A 15,939-nucleotide genomic window follows, 5' to 3' on the forward strand; every position below is an offset into this window, starting at 1 on the left:
ACCACGGCGGGTGCCTCCCGCCTGCGCTGCACAGAGAGAAAGGACCTCCCATGAGCGACGGATACGGCAAGCAAAACGCGGGATTCGGGCTGACACGCGACCAGTCGGTCGATCTGATCGTCCGTAGCTGCCTGGATCACGGTGTCACCGACACACGGCAGATCGCGTATGTATTGGCGACAGCACAGCACGAATCCAAAGACTTCCAGGCACCTGAAGAGGATTGGGGACGAAAGCAGGCCGTGACGCTGTCCTATCACGGTGGCGAAGCCTATTACGGCCGCGGCTATGCGCATCTCACCCATGTCGAGTTGTACGAAAAGCTCGGTGAGAAGGCCGGGCTGGGTCGCGAACTCGTGCAATCGCCAGGCCGGGCGGCAGAACCCGCCATTGCGACGAAGATTCTGGTTGCCGGCATGCGCGATGGCGACTTCGTCCAGGGACAAACGCTAGCCGCCCATATCAACGCAGACAAGCAGGACTATGCCGGGGCGCGCGCGATCATCAATCCCAGGGACGCTGCAAGCGTGCAAACCATCGCCGGCTACGCGCGTACCTGGGAAACATCGGTACCTGCATTGGTAGAGCGCATCCAACGCGAAGGTGTGACGCCCGTACAACCACCGGCTGCATCCAATGCGCCGGCGTCTGTCGGCAAGGGCGATGCGAATCAAACCGTATTCGAAGCACAGCAGTATCTGGCCGCGTTGGGAATGACCGATGGCAAAGGCAAGGCCATCTCACCTGATGGCGATTTTGGTGCCGGTACCGAACAGGCGGTCAAGCAGTATGAGCGCAGCAAAGGCGTCGCAGAGCCGACCGGCCGCGTCGATGCCGCCATGCTGGCCGAGCTGCGCGCCGATACATTGCAGGCGCAGCCACAATTCAAGCGCCAGTCGATGACGGACCTGTATGGCCCATTGAAGGACGGAGAGCTCCGCCGAGGCGAGAAGGGCGAACCCGTCTATGAGCTGCGCCGGCAGTTGCAAGGCTTGGGCTACATCCAGAATGCGCCTCCGAACTGGAACAGCGACCGCCTCTACGACGAGCACATGGGAGCCGGCGTCCGTGCGTTCCAGAAGGCCAACGGCCTGCAGGAGACCGGCCGCGCCGATACGGAGACGCGGCAACAATTGAATGCGTTCGCGGTGAGCCAGCATCTAGCGCCGACAACGGAATTCGACCGTCGGGAAAACTGGCCTCCGCAACCGCCGCCGTATACCAGGGACGAGTACCAGACCCGCCAGCAGGCACCAGCGCAACCCGCTCCACCAGCGCCCGCGGCGCCGGAGCCATCACCCGATCGTCGGCAAGGCCAGGCACCGGCGCCAGCAGCACCCGGGGCCATGCACAGCTCGCTGTATCAGGACTGCTCCAAGGGCGTCGACGCGCTGGACCGGCAACTGGGCCGCGCATCCGACATGGCGAGCGCGTGCATGAAGGCCAGCCTGACCGAGCTGGCCACGCGCAACGGCCTTTCACGAGTCGACCATGTGCTGCTCAGCGAACGCGGCCGCCAGGCCGAACCGGGCCAGTACGTCTTCGTCGTCGAAGGCGATCCACGCAATCCCGCCAGCTTGCGCGCGCACATGCCGACCGATCAGGCAATCAATACGCCAGTGGAAGTGTCCTTCGGCGCCTTGGCGCAGTCGGAGCAGCAACGCCAAGCCAGTCTGCAGGCACAGGTCGCCATGGAGCAACAGCGCGACGCACAGACACGCGAGGCCAATAGTAGAAGCATGGGATGACGCAGTCCTTGCCGATGGCGTCCGAACCCTGGGCTAGCTAGCGACGCGCTCACTCCCCCGCCGCGCAGCCCCCGCCCTGTTCCGCGCACACCTTCATGGCGCGTTGCAGTTCGGCCTCGCTCAGCTGCGGTGGCGGCCGCGCGACGGCGGCCTGGACCTGATCGGGGCCGCCGGTCAGCGCGTGCAGGCCCTTGGCCGCCTTGCCGGCCAGGTAGTAGACGCCGAGCGCGATGTAGCCGCCGCTCTGGCTGACCTGCTCCACCGAGGGCGGCGGCCGCCAGTCCTTGTCGAAGCGGTTGGGCGGAGGCGACACCGGATTCTTGAAGCGGTACAGATCCAGCGGCTCGCCCTCGTCCGGTGGCAGCGCGCGCACTTCGCCCAGGGTCTGGATGTCGGGCTGCGCGGCGGCATCGGGCGCGGGCGGTGCGGCAACCGAGGGCGGCGGCGCTGCGGACGCCTGCTCGGCAGGCGGCGTCTGTTGCGCCTGCGCCTGCGCCTTCGTGCACACCGCCAGTAGCGCGACGGCCAGCACCGTGCGCAGGCGGCTGCCGATCGGATCCGCTGTGTCGATGCTGTCCATGGCGCCCGAGCTTACGGACGCGGCGCGGTCATCTCTAGCGCATCATCGCCGCTGTTCACGTCGGCGACAGCGGGCGCAGGCACAACCAGATCGCGCACCAGTGCGCCAGCGCGCCGCCGAGCACGTGCGCATGCCAGATTGCGCGGTTGTAGAGCATCGACTTGCGCACGTAGAACGCCACGCCCACCGTGTAGATCGCACCCCCGGCGGCGATCAGCCACAGCACTGGCGTGTCCAGCCCGGCCACGATCGGCTTGACCGCGACCATCCCCGCCCACCCCAGCAGCAGGTAGATCGCCACCCAGAAGCCCTTGGCGATGCCGGGCAGGAACAGCTTGGCGAACACGCCGAACAAGGCCACGCCCCACACCGCCAGGGTCATCGACCAGACCCAGGCACCGGACAGCGCCAGCACGAAGAACGGCGTGTAGGAGCCGGCGATCATCACGAAGATGCCGGCATGGTCGAGCTTGCGCAGCACCGGCTGGCGCTGCGGCGGGGCGAAGTTGTACGCCGCCGAGCACGCGAACATGGTCAGCAGCCCCAGCGCGTAGACGCAGGTGGCTGCGATCAGCGCGTCGTTGGCATGCGCGCGCCAGACCAGCAACGCGCCGCCGACCACGGCCAGCAGCAGGCCGGCGGCATGCACGAGCAGGTCGGCGCGGCGGGCGGCAGCGGTGCGGTAGTGCGGGGGAATCGGGGAAACGGACACGGGCAAGGGAAGTAGACGGCAGGAGCCGCCGTTGCCGGGGGGACGACAGGATACCTGTCGATGACGACAACGCGCGTCACACGACGGCAGCGTGGTTGCCGTATGGCGCGTCAGCGATCGGGTAAACGGCACACACGCAAGCCTGCCGCCTGAATCCGCTCAGCCTGCCTTCCTCGCCTCGGCAGGCCCCGTCTCATACCCTGAGACGCGATTTCGCTTCCCTGTTCCGCTTTGAGAGCCGTGCCGATGCCCGCCCACGCCCTAGCCCCGCGCACCGAGGACGCCGAGCGCGCCCTGTCCACCACAGACGGGATGCCCTCGCGCGACGGCGCCCTGCTCAGCGCGCGGCTGGAGCGCCGCTATCACGACCGCATCACCGGCAGCTTCACCATCCCCGGCCAGGCCGGCCGCTACGCGCCGATCCCGGACGACGTGCCGCCGGCGCTGGCCGCGGCGTTGCGCGAACGCGGCATCGCGCAGCTGTACAGCCACCAGGCCGAGGCCTGGGACGCGGCGCAGCGCGGCGAGCACGTGGCCATCGTCACCCCCACCGCCTCGGGCAAGTCGCTGTGCTACACGCTGCCGGTGGTGGCCGCGGCGATGACCGCGCAGGCCAAGGCGCTGTACCTGTTCCCGACCAAGGCGCTGGCGCAGGACCAGGTGGCCGAGCTGCTGGACCTCAACCGCGCCGGCGACCTCGGGGTGAAGGCCTTCACCTTCGACGGCGACACCCCGGGCGATGCGCGCCAGGCGATCCGCCTGCACGGCGACATCGTGGTCAGCAACCCGGACATGCTGCACCAGGCGATCCTGCCGCATCACACCAAGTGGGCGCAGTTCTTCGAGAACCTGCGCTATGTGGTGATCGACGAGATCCACACCTACCGCGGCGTGTTCGGCAGCCACGTCGCCAACGTGCTGCGCCGGCTCAAGCGCATCTGCGCGTTCTATGGCGTCACGCCGCAGTTCATCCTGTGCTCGGCCACCATCGGCAACCCGCGCGCGCATGCCGAGGCGCTGATCGAGCAGCGCGTGCACGCCATCACCGATTCCGGCGCGCCCAGCGGCGACAAGCACCTGCTGCTGTGGAACCCGCCGGTGGTCAACGCCGACCTGGGCCTGCGCGCCTCGGCGCGCTCGCAGAGCAACCGCATCGCGCGCATCGCGATCAAGTCCGGACTCAAGACCCTGGTGTTCGCGCAGACCCGGCTGATGGTCGAGGTGCTGACCAAGTACCTGAAGGACATCTTCGACCACGACCCGCGCAAGCCGCCGCGCATCCGCGCCTACCGCGGTGGCTACCTGCCCAGCGAGCGCCGAGAGGCCGAGCGGGCGATGCGCGCCGGCAGCATCGACGGCATCGTCTCCACCTCGGCGCTGGAGCTGGGCGTGGACATCGGCGCGCTGGACGTGGTGGTGCTCAACGGCTACCCCGGCAGCGTCGCCGCCACCTGGCAGCGCTTCGGCCGCGCCGGGCGCCGCCAGCAGCCGGCGCTGGGCGTGCTGGTGGCCAGCTCGCAGCCGCTGGACCAGTACGTGGTGCGGCATCCGGACTTCTTCGCCGACGCCTCGCCCGAACACGCCCGCATCGCCCCGGACCAGCCGCTGATCCTGTTCGACCACATCCGCTGCGCCGCGTTCGAACTGACCTTCGTCGCCGGCGAGGCGTTCGGGCCGGTGGACCCGGCGGTGTTCCTGGAGGCGCTGGCCGAGAGCGAGGTGGTGCACCAGGAAGGCGACCGCTGGGAATGGATCGCCGACAGCTATCCGGCCAACGCGGTGAGCCTGCGCTCGGTCGCCGACGGCAACTTCGTGGTGGTGGACAAGACCGACGGCAAGCAGCAGATCATCGCCGAGGTGGACTATTCCGCTGCCGCGCTGACCCTGTACGAAGGCGCCATCCACATGGTGCAGAGCACGCCGTACCAGGTGGAGAAGCTGGACTGGGAAGGACGCAAGGCCTACGTCACCCGCACCCACGTCGACTACTACACCGACAGCATCGACTTCACCAAGCTCAAGGTGCTGGACCGCTTCGACGGCGGCGCGGCCGGCCGCGGCGACGCGCACCACGGCGAGGTGCACGTGGTGCGGCGCGTGGCCGGCTACAAGAAGATCCGCTACTACACCCACGAGAACATCGGCTACGGCCCGGTCAACCTGCCCGACCAGGAACTGCACACCACCGCGGTGTGGTGGCAGCTGCCGCAGGCCACGCTGCTCAAGGCGTTCGGCAGCAAGCAGGACGCGCTGGACGGCTTCCTCGGCGCCGCCTACGCCCTGCACGTGGTGGCCACGGTGGCGGTGATGGCCGATGCGCGCGACCTGCAGCAGGCGGTGGGCGACGGCGACGGCGCCTGGTTCGCGGTAGCCGACGCCAAGGGCCGCGGCCAGCTGCGCGGCGGCGACACCGGCGAGCCGGCCAGCATCGAACTGCAGCAGTTCGTGCCCACCGTGTACCTGTACGACAACTTCCCCGGCGGCGTCGGCCTGAGCGAGCCGCTGTGGCGGCGCCAGGCCGAGCTGGTGCAGCGCGCGCGTGAACTGGTGCAGGGCTGCGACTGCGTCGCAGGCTGCCCGGCCTGCGTCGGCCCGGTGCTGGCGGCGCAGGAAGCCAGCGCGACCACGCCCCGGGCGCTGGCGCTGCGCGTGCTGCGCTTGCTGCTCGACGGGCAGGACGACGCAGCGCTGGACGCGCACGGCGCGACCACGATCGTCGCCGATGCCGATGCCGACGCGCTGCCGGAGTGGAGCGCATGAGCATCAGCCTGGAGCGCCTGCGCGCACTGCGTCGGCAGGCCGGCGACGCCAGCGCGGAGCGCACGCCGGCGTCCGCTGGCAACCGCACCGTGGCGGACGCGGCTCCTGCGTCGCGCGCGGGCGCTGCCGCGGCGACGCCCATGCACGTGTCGCGGCAATCATCGGCGGCGACGCGCGACGACGTATCGCGTCCGACTGCACCGCCAACCGCACGCACGCAACCGGCTCCCCCGCGCAGCGGCGGCACCGATACTGCAGTGGCCCCGCCCATCGCCATCGCCCCGTTCGATCGCGGTGGCACCGATGTGTCCGCACTGCGGCGCCTGCTCGGCCTGCGCGAGCGTGCCGTCGCGCCCGCCGCGGCTGCGGGCGTACGCAGGCCGGCGACAGCGCCGGACCGGCATCTGCCCGGGGTGGAGATCGCGCCCGGCCTGCACCTGATCGAGGCGTTCCTGCCGCAGCCGATTCCCGCGACGTCGCTATCGCTCGCCTTCGCCCGGCGCGAGGATGCGGTGGCGCCGACCGACCTGCTGTTCTTCGATACCGAGACCACCGGCTTGGCTGGCGGCACCGGCACCCGCGCCTTCATGATCGGTGCGGCCGACTGGACCGTGCACCCGGCCGATGGCCCGGGCCTGCGCATCCGCCAGTTGCTGATGGCCACGATGGGCGCGGAGAAGGCGATGCTGGAAGCGTTCCGCGCCTGGCTGCGGCCGGGCACGGTGCTGTCCAGCTACAACGGCCGCTGCTACGACGCGCCGCTGCTGAAGACCCGTTACCGGCTGGCGCGCTGCGCCGATCCGCTGTCGGCGCTGGACCACGTGGACCTGCTGCATCCCACCCGCCGCCGCTACCGCGGCACCTGGGAGAACTGCAAGCTCGCCACCATCGAGCGGCAGTTGCTGCGGGTGGTGCGCGAGGACGACCTGCCGGGATCCGAGGCCCCGGCGGCGTGGCTGGGCTACCTGCGCGGCGGCAACGCACGCAACCTGCGCCGCGTCGCCGCGCACAACCATCAGGACGTGGTCACGCTGGCGCTGCTGCTGCAGCGCCTGGTCGCCGCCGAGGCCGAGGAGCGGGCGTTGGCGGCGGCTGCGTCGGTGTAGTCGCTGGGCACTCGGGTGGTGCCTTGCCGACCTAATGATGCTGCATCGCGCGATGCATAGCGCGCTGATGCAGACGACATGCTGCGAACGCGGCATGGAGATTTGCAAGGGCGGCGCATCCAGGGACGCGACCGGTGCGAAATGACGTCAGAAGCGTCAAGTCATGTTGGCAAGCACGCGTGTAGGAGCGGCTTCAGCCGCGACAGCTTTACCGGTAACGCCCGTCGCGGCTGAAGCCGCTCCTACGACAGCGGATCGCGCATGGCGCGTTCCGAAAATCCGCGACCTCATCAACGCGCGACGCGCAGTCTGTGGCCTGTCGATGGCGTGCTGCAGCGTTTGCCACCCTGAAATGCCCTAAGTCGCGACGACCGGTAAAGTCCGTCGCAGCTGAAGTTGCTCCCACACTGCTTTGCCGAGTGTCACGGCGGACTGCGCGTGGTTAGAGACGGCGCAACGTCAACGCAAGAGCACGCCGCGCACGCCAGGCGCGCGGCGTGCACCGGATCACTCCAGCCGCTGCGCACTGCCAGCGGCGATGGCGGCGTCGAGCAGGCGGTCGACTTCGCGATCGGCCTGGGCGCTCAATTCGCCCTGGCGCGCGCCCAGTTCTCCCTGCTGCCGGCCCAGCACGGCCTGCTGTTCGCCGAGCGCGCGCATCTTCGCCGACAGCGCGTCCTGGCGCTTGGCAAGTTCCGCCTGGGCATGCCCCTGCGCCTTGGCAGCGATGGCGTCCATGTCGATGCGCTCCAGCGCCCGCGCCGCGGCTTCCTGCGCCAGCTTGCCTTGTTCCCGACCCAACTCGCCCTGCTCGCGGCCCAATGCGCCCTGGCGCTTGCCGAGTTCGCCCTGCTGCGCGCCCAGCTTGCCCATCGGCTCGAACAGCGCATCGAAGCGGGCCAACAATGCAGGATCGTGCACTACATAGCGCTTGTCGCCGCGCCGGAACCACAGGCCATCGCCCTGGGTCTCGCGCTTCATGGCGGCGAGATCGTCGCTGCTGCCGCTCATCGTCGAATGGCTGCCCTTGACCCGGACATACGACTGTTCGAGCCGGCCGTTGCGGGTCTTCTGTACCGACCGCGTGCTGATCCGCGAACCGATGGCTGGCGGGACGGCTGGGACGGCCGGTGCCGGCGGCGCAAGCGGCGCGGGTGGCGGCAACGGCGCGACCGGCGCCGACGCACGGCGCGACGGCGTCGCAGAAGTGGCGGGGGTGGCGGGGGTTGCCGTACGCGGCGGCAGCGGCGTCCCGGGCACATTGGCGGCACGTGCGGCGGCGCCGTCATCCATGGCCGTGTCGTTGTCCGTGCCGGCCGCATCGGCGGCGTCGGCCGCCTTCTCCGCTGCCTCGGCGGCCGCATCTGCAGCGGCCTCGGCTGCGTCGGCGGCCGCCTCGGCTGCGGCGTCGGCCTCGGCGGCGGTCGGCGCCGCTGCACGGGCGACACCCGACTTGCTGGCAGGCGCGACGGCATGGCCGGGCTGGGCCACCAGGCGCAGCGGCGTCACGCCGAGCACGGTCACCGCGGTCAGGATCAGGGCCGCGCCCAGGCGCGGAAAAGCGGACGTGGTCTGCAGCATCAGCAATCTCCGTTTCAGGCTCAGGAAGGTCGGCGACGCGCTGGCCAGGCCGGCGCTGGGTCGCGGCGCCACGCCCAGCTGCACCAGCAGCCGCGCGTAGTCGTGACGGCAATGGCGGTGGCCTGCGACCACGGCCGCATCGCAGGCCGCTTCGCGGGCCAGGGCGTACTCGCGGTTGGCCAGGTGCACCAGCGGATGGAAGAAGAACAGGTGTTGCGCCAGCGCCGGCAGCAGCCCCCACCACAGATCGCGACGCTGCAGGTGCACCAACTCATGGGTCAGCGCCATGTCCAGATCGTCGGCGCGCAGGCTGGCCATGCGCCGCGCCGGCAGCAACAGCACCGGCCGCCACGGCCCGATCAGCTGCGGCGAATCGGTGTGCGCACACAACCGCAGCTGCGGTGGCTGGCGCAGGCCGTGCGCCTCGGCCGCCAGGCGCAGCGCGCCGAGCAGGGCGGTGTCGGTGCACGGTGCCGCCTCGCGTGCACGCTGGCGGCTGCGTCGGTAGGCCAGGACGCTGTGCGCGGCGCAGACCAGCACGCCGGCCAGCCATAGCGCCACCAGCGCCTGCGGCCACGGCAAGGCGGCCACTGATGCCGTTGACGGCGGGGCGGTGATCGCCGCCGCGGTCACGGCAGTCGCGTTGACATTGACCTGCATCGGCGCCTGCGCCGATGCAGGCACAGGCGGGGTCGCAGGACGTGCCGGCGTCACGGGCACTGTGGCGGCCACCGGTGCTGCCGCCACCGGCGCAGGCGCGGCCGGCAACACCGGCAGCTGCACCGCACCAGCCCACAACAGGCCCAGCACGCTCTGCGCGGCGACCAGCCACCACAGCCGGCAGCGCGTGGCCGCCGGCAGGGTCGGCAGCCAGCGGCACAGCGCCCAGATCAGCGCGACCAGCACCACCGTCTGCACGCTGGTCGCCAGCAAGCGCGACAGCAGGCTCTCGAACACGTCCGTCCCCAACAGGCTGTGCATGGCTCAGTCCTCCCGCCGTTGCGATTGCAGTTTGGCCACCAGGGCCTCCAGTTCGGCCAGTTCCGTATCGCTGACCTCGGCGCGCTGCGACATCCACGCCACGAACGGCGACACCGAGCCCTGCAGCGTCTTCTCGACGAAGCTGCCGACCGCGCTGCGCACCACGTCGTCCTGGCCGCTGGTGGCGGCATAGCGGTACACGCCCTGCACCTGGCGCCGGCGCAGATAGGCCTTGGCACGCAGGCGCTCCATCATGGTCAGCACCGTCGAACGCGCCAGCCCGCGCGCCTCGCCGAACCCGGCGGCAACCTCGCCGACGCTGGCATCGCCCTGTTCGGCGATGTACTGCAGCAGGGCCAGCTCCTGGTCCCCGATCGATTTGCGGCGCATCCGCCCACTCCGATGACTACACGTGTCGGCAAAGCTACCCATGACGACAACTGTCGTCAATAGGTCGCAGGTCATGGGCTGGCGGTTGGCTACAGGCTGGCGCTGACGTCCGTCCGGGACGCGGTGGTAGCGGCTCATCGCATCCCGGCGGATGCCGCATCGGTCCTGGGCGTTCGATCAGCCATGCCCCGCGCACGTGTGCGGCGCGAGGTCCGCATCCACCGCCCACATGCTCGCATTCGCCGTAGACGTTCGCGGCGAGCCGGTCTTGTTTGCGTAGCGACACCGCTGGCTTATACCCAGGTATCGCATCGCATACGCGCAGCAGGCAGGGCTGTACCAACGCGCAATGGTGCAAGCGCACATGCGATGCAAGAATTCCCTGCATCGCTTCACGCCGCTGTACCCACCTCGGGAAGCGCGCTGTCGCAGCTGCGCCGTTCGCCTCCATCGCTCCGGAGCGAACGGCCGTAACTGCCGCGCGCCACCTTCCCTGATTCGCGCCGCACCGCCGGCGCCCTGTCATCGCAAACGCACAGTCAGCCGGGCGCCGCCACCAGGCCGCAGCCCTGCGCTGGGTGCGCGCCTGCGCCACGTCTTTCACTCCACGCCGGATCCGACCATGCACGCGACTTCCTCCCGCCTCCGCGCCGCCGCCCTGCCGTTGTCGGCACCGCATCGCCTCATCCACGCGTGCACGCCGTCGTTGTTGTCCGCGGCGCTGGGCGCCTGCCTGGCCGCGTCCTCGGCGCATGCCGCGGACGCGGTCGACAACGCCAACGCCGACACCACACCGACCACGCTGTCCGCGCTGGACGTGGTGGCCTCGCCGCATGCGGCCGCGGTGGCGCCCACCCAGGTGGTGGGCCCGAACCGCTATGTCATCAATGCCGGCGACATGGACGCCGACATCGCCGGCAGCAACGGCCTGGCGAGGCTGAAGAACGTGCCCGGCGCCAGCTACACCGCCACCGATGGCCTGGGCCTGGACGTCTCCGCCACCAGCCTGTTCGTCCGCGGGTTCCGCATGAACGAAATGGGCATCACCTTCGAAGGCGTGCCGCTGAACGACAGCGGTTTCCTGTCGTTGACCGGCACCAGCGTGGTCAACGTCGCCGTGCCGGATGCCATCGGCACCATCACCGTCAGCCCCGGCGCGGCACCGGTGAGCGTGTTCTCCAGCAGCGCCAACGGCGGCGCGCTGGAGTACCGCCTGGGCGAACCGAAGGACACGCCCGGCCTGCGTCTCAAGCAGGGCGTGGGCAGCGATGCGACCCGAGTCACCACGGTCTCCGCGCAGAGCGGGCAGCTCGGCGACCACGGCCCGAAGCTGCAGGTCGACCTGCAAAGGCTGGGCGCGGACAAGTACCAGGGCGGCGGCACCCAGCGCTTCCTGCGCGGCGACCTGAAGGCGACGCAGGACGTGGCCTGGGGCACGTTCACCGTGTTCCTGTCCGCCAGCCATGCGGCGATGTGGGGCTACAACAATCTGTCCTTCGACATGCTCGGCAAGCTCGGCTGGCACGCCGACAGCGTCTATCCCGACTACGCCAGGGCCTACGCCATCGCCCTGCCGCAGAACGCTAGCGCCTCCTGCGGTGCCTACAGCTGCGGCGCGCTGGCCGGGCTGCTGCCGTACGACACCGGCCAGGTCAGCGACGACCGCATCGCCTCGCTCGCGCACGATTTCCGCATCTCCGACGCGCTCAGCGGACGGGTGCAGGTCTATAGCGCGCGCAGCCGCACCCACGCCACGCTGAGCGATCCGACCACGCCCTCGCCCGACGGTGCGCCGTTCTCCGAGCAGGTACAGGCGCCACACCTGCAGCGCACCGGCGGCCTGCTCAGCCTGACCTATGTGTCTGGCCGGCACACCCTCAGCGCCGGCCTCTGGCAGGAGCACGGCAGCGCCGACGCGGCGACGTCCTGGTACTCCGAGCCGCTGCTGGGGCAGGGCCGGCCGCTGCGCACCACCGGACCTTGGGACGTGTACGGCCCGGCGTTCAAGACCGACAACGTCTCGCAGTGGACGACCCGCGCGCGCCAGGCCTACGTGCACGACGACATCGCACTGAACGACACGCTGGTGTTGGGCGTGGGCGCCAAGGCGGTGGATTTTCGCACCAGCGGCGGCGGTGTCGGCGATGCGCCGGACCGGCCCGCATCCGGCACGCTCCGGGCCAAGAGCGCGTTCCTGCCGCACCTGTCGCTGTTCTGGAGCCCGACCGCGCAGACCGATGGCTTCATCGACCTGGGCAGCGCCATGAACGGCTTCCGCGTCGCCCAGCGCGGCAACATCGGCTATACCGCCTCGGCCTGGACCGTGCCCGACCAGGGCGCCTTCGACCGCCTCACCCGCAGCCTGCGCCCCGAACAGGACTGGAACCTCACCGTCGGCGGCACCCATCGCTTCGACCGCGCCACCGTCACCGCGGACGTGTTCTACGGCGACATCCGCCATCGCCTGCTGTCGGCCGCGGTCGGCACCCAGTTCGCGCAGGTCAACACCGTGCAGGTGATGCCGAAGATGCACACGTTCGGCGCCGACCTGGGCGTGACCGTCGACCTGACCCCGCACCTGCAGTTCTACCAGGGCGTGGCGCTGGCGCGTTCGGTCTACGACCGCGATGTCGTCGTCGACGGCGACGTCTATCCGATCCGGGGCAAGGCGCAACCAGGCTATCCGCAGGTGTCGCTGGTCAGCGACCTGTCGGCGCACGTGCGCCACTGGCGTCTCGGCGCCACCAGCACCGAATACCTGCATCAGCCCTTTACGTACGAGAACGATCTGCGCGTGCCGGCGTTCTGGCAGGTCAACGCGTACACGGCCTACACGCTGGGCGCGGACAGCCGGCTGCCGGGCCTGGAACTGCGCCTAGACGTGAGCAACCTGCTCGACCGCCACACCATCGGCACCGCCAACATCGCCGGCTCCGCCTTCGCCGGCGACTACCAGACGCTGCAGCGCAGCGCGCCGCGGCAACTGTTGTTCAGTACCTCGCTGGCGTTCTGAGCGGGCGGCATGCGCGCCCCACCCCGGCGGGTGCGTATGCATGGGGCAGACACGGCGTTCACGGCGGTGCCACGCCGACGCGACTAGAAGTTTCCGCACCGGTCCGCCGACGCATGCCGCGTCCGTCGGCCCTCGCCGCCGCGCTGCGGCGTGCGCCCCACGACCGCAGCGGCTTCTGCACAGGACATCGGCATGAGCGACGACACCCGCAACACCGGTTCGCCCGATCGCGACCGCATCAACCTCCACGAAGACTACGAAGTGCGCTACTGGACGCAGGCGCTGGGCGTCTCCGCCGAAGAGTTGCGCGCGGCGGTGCAGGCCGTGGGCAGCAGCGCCGCGGCGGTCCGCGCGCACCTGCGCAAGTGACGCGGGCCGGACCCGCGCCATGAGCCTTGCCGACTACCGCCGCAAGCGCCGCTTCGACAAGACCCGCGAGCCGGAGCCGGGCAAGCCGGTGCCGGCCGGGCAGCGGCCGATCTTCGTCGTGCAACTGCACCACGCCAGCCGCCGCCACTACGATTTCCGCCTGCAGGTCGGCGATGCGCTGAAGAGCTGGGCGGTGCCGAAAGGGCCGAGCTACGACCCCAAGGTCAAGCGCATGGCGGTGGAAGTGGAAGACCACCCACTGGACTACGCCACGTTCGAGGGCGAGATCCCGCAGGGCGAATATGGCGGCGGCCACGTCGCCCAATTCGATCACGGCGTGTGGAGCAGCGCGGACGATCCGGAGGCGCAATTGGCCAAGGGCCATCTGCGCTTCGAACTGTTCGGCGACAAGCTCAAGGGCGGCTGGCACCTGGTGCGCTCGGGCAAGCCGGCGCGGCAACCGCAGTGGCTGCTGTTCAAGGAGAACGACGCCTTCGCCAGCGACCTAGAGGCCGACGATCTGCTGGCCGATGTCGCCGCGGCGCCGGCGCAGGACGTCAAGCGCGCCGGCGCCGGCAAACCCGACAAACGCAAGGCCACGGTCGTCGCCGCACCGGTGCGCAAGGGCCGCCGGACAAACTGGACCAGGCTCGCCCAGGCGCTGCCGGGCGCGGTGCCGGCCGCGGCACCGGATGGGCCGTTCGCGGCGCAACTGGCCCGGCTTGGCGACGCGCCGCCGCAGGGCGCGCACTGGATCCACGAGATCAAGTGGGACGGCTACCGGATCCTGGCCACCGTCGCCGATGGCGTGGTGCGGCTGTGGTCGCGCAACGCGATCGAGTGGACCGACAAGATCCCCGAGATCCGCGATGCCATCGCCGCGCTGGGCCTGCGCTCGGCGGCGCTGGACGGCGAACTGATCGCCGGCAAGGGGACCAAGGAAGACTTCAACCTGCTGCAGGCGGTGCTGTCCGGCGAGCGCCAGGGCAAGCTGGCGCTGGCCCTGTTCGACCTGCTGCACATGGACGGCATCGACATCGCCGCCGCACCGCTGTCCGAACGCAAGGCGCTGCTGCAGCGGCTGCTGCAGGGCGCCGATGCGCACCTGGCCTTCAGCTCGCACATCGACGGCGATGGCGACGCCGCGTTCCAGCTCGCCGGCGCGCAGCACTTCGAAGGCATCGTCTCCAAGCGCGCCGACCGCGGCTACCACGGCGGCCGCAGCGACGACTGGCGCAAGACCAAACAGTTGCGCTCGGACGAGTTCGCCGTGGTCGGCTACACCGCGCCCAAGGGCAGCCGCAGTGGCTTCGGTTCGCTGCTGCTGGCACGGCCGGATCCCGAGCACGGCTGGCTGTACGCCGGGCGGGTCGGCTCCGGCTTCTCCGATGCCCTGCTGCGCGAGCTGACCGCGCTGATCGGCAAGGCCGGCAGCGCCACGCCCAGCGTGCACGTGCCGACCACCGAGACCGACCTGCGCAGCGCGCGCTGGTTCGCGCCGCGCTTCGTGGTGGAGGTGTTCTACCGCGGCATTGGTGGCCAGCAGTTGCTGCGCCAGGCCTCGCTGAAGGCGGTGCGCCCCGACAAGGACATTACCGACCTAGGCGGCGATAGCGCCGCCCCGGCGCCGCGCGCGGCGGCAGCACGCGCCACGCCGGCCGCCAGAAAGACCAAAACAGAGAAGCCAGACAAGACGGCCAAAGCGACTAAAGCGACCAAAACGGCGGCGAAAGTGGCCAAGGCCGGAAGCGGCAAGCGCGACGTCGCAAACGCCGACAGCGCACGCACGCCGCCGACGCTGTCCAGCCCGGGCCGCGTGGTCTTCCCCGACATCGGCGCGACCAAGCGCGAGGTCTGGGACTACTACAGCGCGGTGATGGATCACCTGTTGCCGGAGATCGCCGGCCGCCCGTTGTCGATCATCCGCTGCCCGGCCGGTGCCGAGCGCGCGTGCTTCTTCCAGAAACACCACACCGCCGGGCTTGAGCTGGTGTCGTCGGTGAAGCTGAAGGAGGAGAGCGGCACCCAGGCCGAGTATCTGGTAGTCGACGACGCGGCCGGGCTGCTGGAACTGGTGCAGTTCAACGCCCTGGAATTCCATCCTTGGGGTGCCAAGGCACAGCGCCCGGACGTAGCAGATCGCGTAGTGTTCGACCTGGACCCAGGCCCGGACGTACCCTTCGCCGAGGTCAAGCGCGCGGCCACCGACATCCGCAAGCTGCTGGCGCAACTGGATCTGGAGTCGTTCCTGCGCGTGTCCGGCGGCAAGGGCCTGCACGTGGTGGTGCCGCTGGCGCCGGGCTGCGACTGGGACCTGACCAAGCGCTTCGCCCACGGCTTCGCCGACGCGTTGGCGCAGTCGCAACCGGACCGTTTCCTCGCCACGGCCAGCAAGCGCCTGCGCAACCAGCGCATCTTCGTCGACTACCTGCGCAACAGTCGCGGCGCCACCGCGGTGGCCTCGTACTCGCTACGCGCCCGCGCCGGCGCGCCGGTGGCGATGCCGCTGGCCTGGAGCGACCTGCCAAAGCTGCACCGCGCCGACGCCTTCAAGCTGCGCGACGTCCCGGCCAAGCTGAAGCGGCGACGCAAGGATCCGTGGGCCGGCATCGACGCGCTGAAGCAAAACCTGGCGCGCTGGGCTGAAGCAGAGTGAGCAAAGCCCCTCTCCCTCCGGGAGAGGCGTTGGGGTGAGGGTA

9 protein-coding genes and 1 pseudogene are annotated in these 15,939 nt (G+C 70.1%); 6 read left to right on the forward strand and 4 right to left on the reverse strand.

Annotated elements, in window-relative coordinates:
- The first annotated feature begins 50 nt into the window (after window positions 1–50).
- A complete protein-coding gene (locus GGR64_RS19585; RefSeq protein ID WP_184647912.1) occupies window positions 51–1,748 on the forward strand; it encodes a peptidoglycan-binding protein in 1,698 nt (565 codons plus the stop codon).
- Window positions 1,749–1,797: 49 nt separating this feature from the next.
- Here the strand turns inward: GGR64_RS19585 and GGR64_RS19590 are convergent, their stop codons facing one another.
- Both GGR64_RS19590 and GGR64_RS19595 read right to left on the reverse strand, forming a co-directional pair.
- Window positions 1,798–2,328 carry a hypothetical protein gene (locus GGR64_RS19590; RefSeq protein WP_221236296.1) on the reverse strand — a complete coding sequence of 177 codons (531 nt, stop codon included), beginning with the start codon at window positions 2,326–2,328 and terminating at the stop codon, window positions 1,798–1,800.
- A gap of 55 nt (window positions 2,329–2,383) precedes the next feature.
- A complete protein-coding gene (locus tag GGR64_RS19595) occupies window positions 2,384–3,046 on the reverse strand; it encodes a hemolysin III family protein (RefSeq protein WP_184647914.1) in 663 nt (220 codons plus the stop codon).
- A 240-nt stretch (window positions 3,047–3,286) separates the two neighbouring features.
- On the opposite strand from GGR64_RS19595, the gene GGR64_RS19600 reads away from it, so the two are divergent.
- Together GGR64_RS19600 and GGR64_RS19605 are read left to right on the forward strand one after the other, a co-directional pair.
- Window positions 3,287–5,800 carry a DEAD/DEAH box helicase gene (locus GGR64_RS19600; protein WP_184647916.1) on the forward strand — a complete coding sequence of 838 codons (2,514 nt, stop codon included), beginning with the start codon at window positions 3,287–3,289 and terminating at the stop codon, window positions 5,798–5,800.
- A gap of 299 nt (window positions 5,801–6,099) precedes the next feature.
- A pseudogene (locus GGR64_RS19605) lies at window positions 6,100–6,906 on the forward strand (ribonuclease H-like domain-containing protein); the annotation flags it as partial.
- 507 nt (window positions 6,907–7,413) lie between these two features.
- On the opposite strand, the gene GGR64_RS19610 reads toward GGR64_RS19605, so the two are convergent.
- Together GGR64_RS19610 and GGR64_RS19615 are read right to left on the reverse strand one after the other, a co-directional pair.
- Entirely contained in the window at window positions 7,414–9,468 is a 2,055-nt protein-coding gene (locus GGR64_RS19610) for a M56 family metallopeptidase (RefSeq protein ID WP_184647918.1), read from the reverse strand.
- 3 nt (window positions 9,469–9,471) lie between these two features.
- Window positions 9,472–9,858, reverse strand: a complete 387-nt coding sequence (locus tag GGR64_RS19615; RefSeq protein ID WP_048491669.1) for a BlaI/MecI/CopY family transcriptional regulator — start codon at window positions 9,856–9,858, stop codon at window positions 9,472–9,474.
- 685 nt (window positions 9,859–10,543) lie between these two features.
- Between GGR64_RS19615 and GGR64_RS19620 the strand changes: the two genes are divergently transcribed.
- The 3 genes from GGR64_RS19620 to ligD all read left to right on the forward strand — a co-directional run bounded on the left by GGR64_RS19620 (window position 10,544) and on the right by ligD (window position 15,896).
- On the forward strand, window positions 10,544–12,871 hold the full coding sequence (locus GGR64_RS19620; RefSeq protein WP_184647953.1) for a TonB-dependent receptor: 2,328 nt from the start codon (window positions 10,544–10,546) through the stop codon (window positions 12,869–12,871).
- Window positions 12,872–13,063: 192 nt separating this feature from the next.
- Window positions 13,064–13,240 carry a DUF3606 domain-containing protein gene (locus tag GGR64_RS19625; RefSeq protein WP_160964736.1) on the forward strand — a complete coding sequence of 59 codons (177 nt, stop codon included), beginning with the start codon at window positions 13,064–13,066 and terminating at the stop codon, window positions 13,238–13,240.
- A 19-nt stretch (window positions 13,241–13,259) separates the two neighbouring features.
- Complete coding sequence (gene ligD, locus GGR64_RS19630; RefSeq protein ID WP_184647920.1) at window positions 13,260–15,896, forward strand: DNA ligase D; 2,637 nt, start codon at window positions 13,260–13,262, stop codon at window positions 15,894–15,896.
- The last annotated feature ends 43 nt before the right edge of the window (window positions 15,897–15,939 follow it).

This window comes from Xanthomonas sp. 3307, assembly GCF_014199735.1.
Lineage (GTDB): Bacteria > Pseudomonadota > Gammaproteobacteria > Xanthomonadales > Xanthomonadaceae > Xanthomonas_A > Xanthomonas_A rydalmerensis.

Bases quoted from the DNA above. Each gene is read 5' to 3' on its own strand.
- GGR64_RS19585 (WP_184647912.1), top strand. From the start codon at position 51: ATGAGCGACGGATACGGCAAGCAAAACGCGGGATTCGGGCTGACACGC.
- GGR64_RS19590 (WP_221236296.1), bottom strand. From the start codon at position 2,328: ATGGACAGCATCGACACAGCGGATCCGATCGGCAGCCGCCTGCGCACG.
- GGR64_RS19600 (WP_184647916.1), top strand. From the start codon at position 3,287: ATGCCCGCCCACGCCCTAGCCCCGCGCACCGAGGACGCCGAGCGCGCC.
- GGR64_RS19610 (WP_184647918.1), bottom strand. From the start codon at position 9,468: ATGCACAGCCTGTTGGGGACGGACGTGTTCGAGAGCCTGCTGTCGCGC.
- GGR64_RS19615 (WP_048491669.1), bottom strand. From the start codon at position 9,858: ATGCGCCGCAAATCGATCGGGGACCAGGAGCTGGCCCTGCTGCAGTAC.
- GGR64_RS19625 (WP_160964736.1), top strand. From the start codon at position 13,064: ATGAGCGACGACACCCGCAACACCGGTTCGCCCGATCGCGACCGCATC.
- ligD (WP_184647920.1), top strand. From the start codon at position 13,260: ATGAGCCTTGCCGACTACCGCCGCAAGCGCCGCTTCGACAAGACCCGC.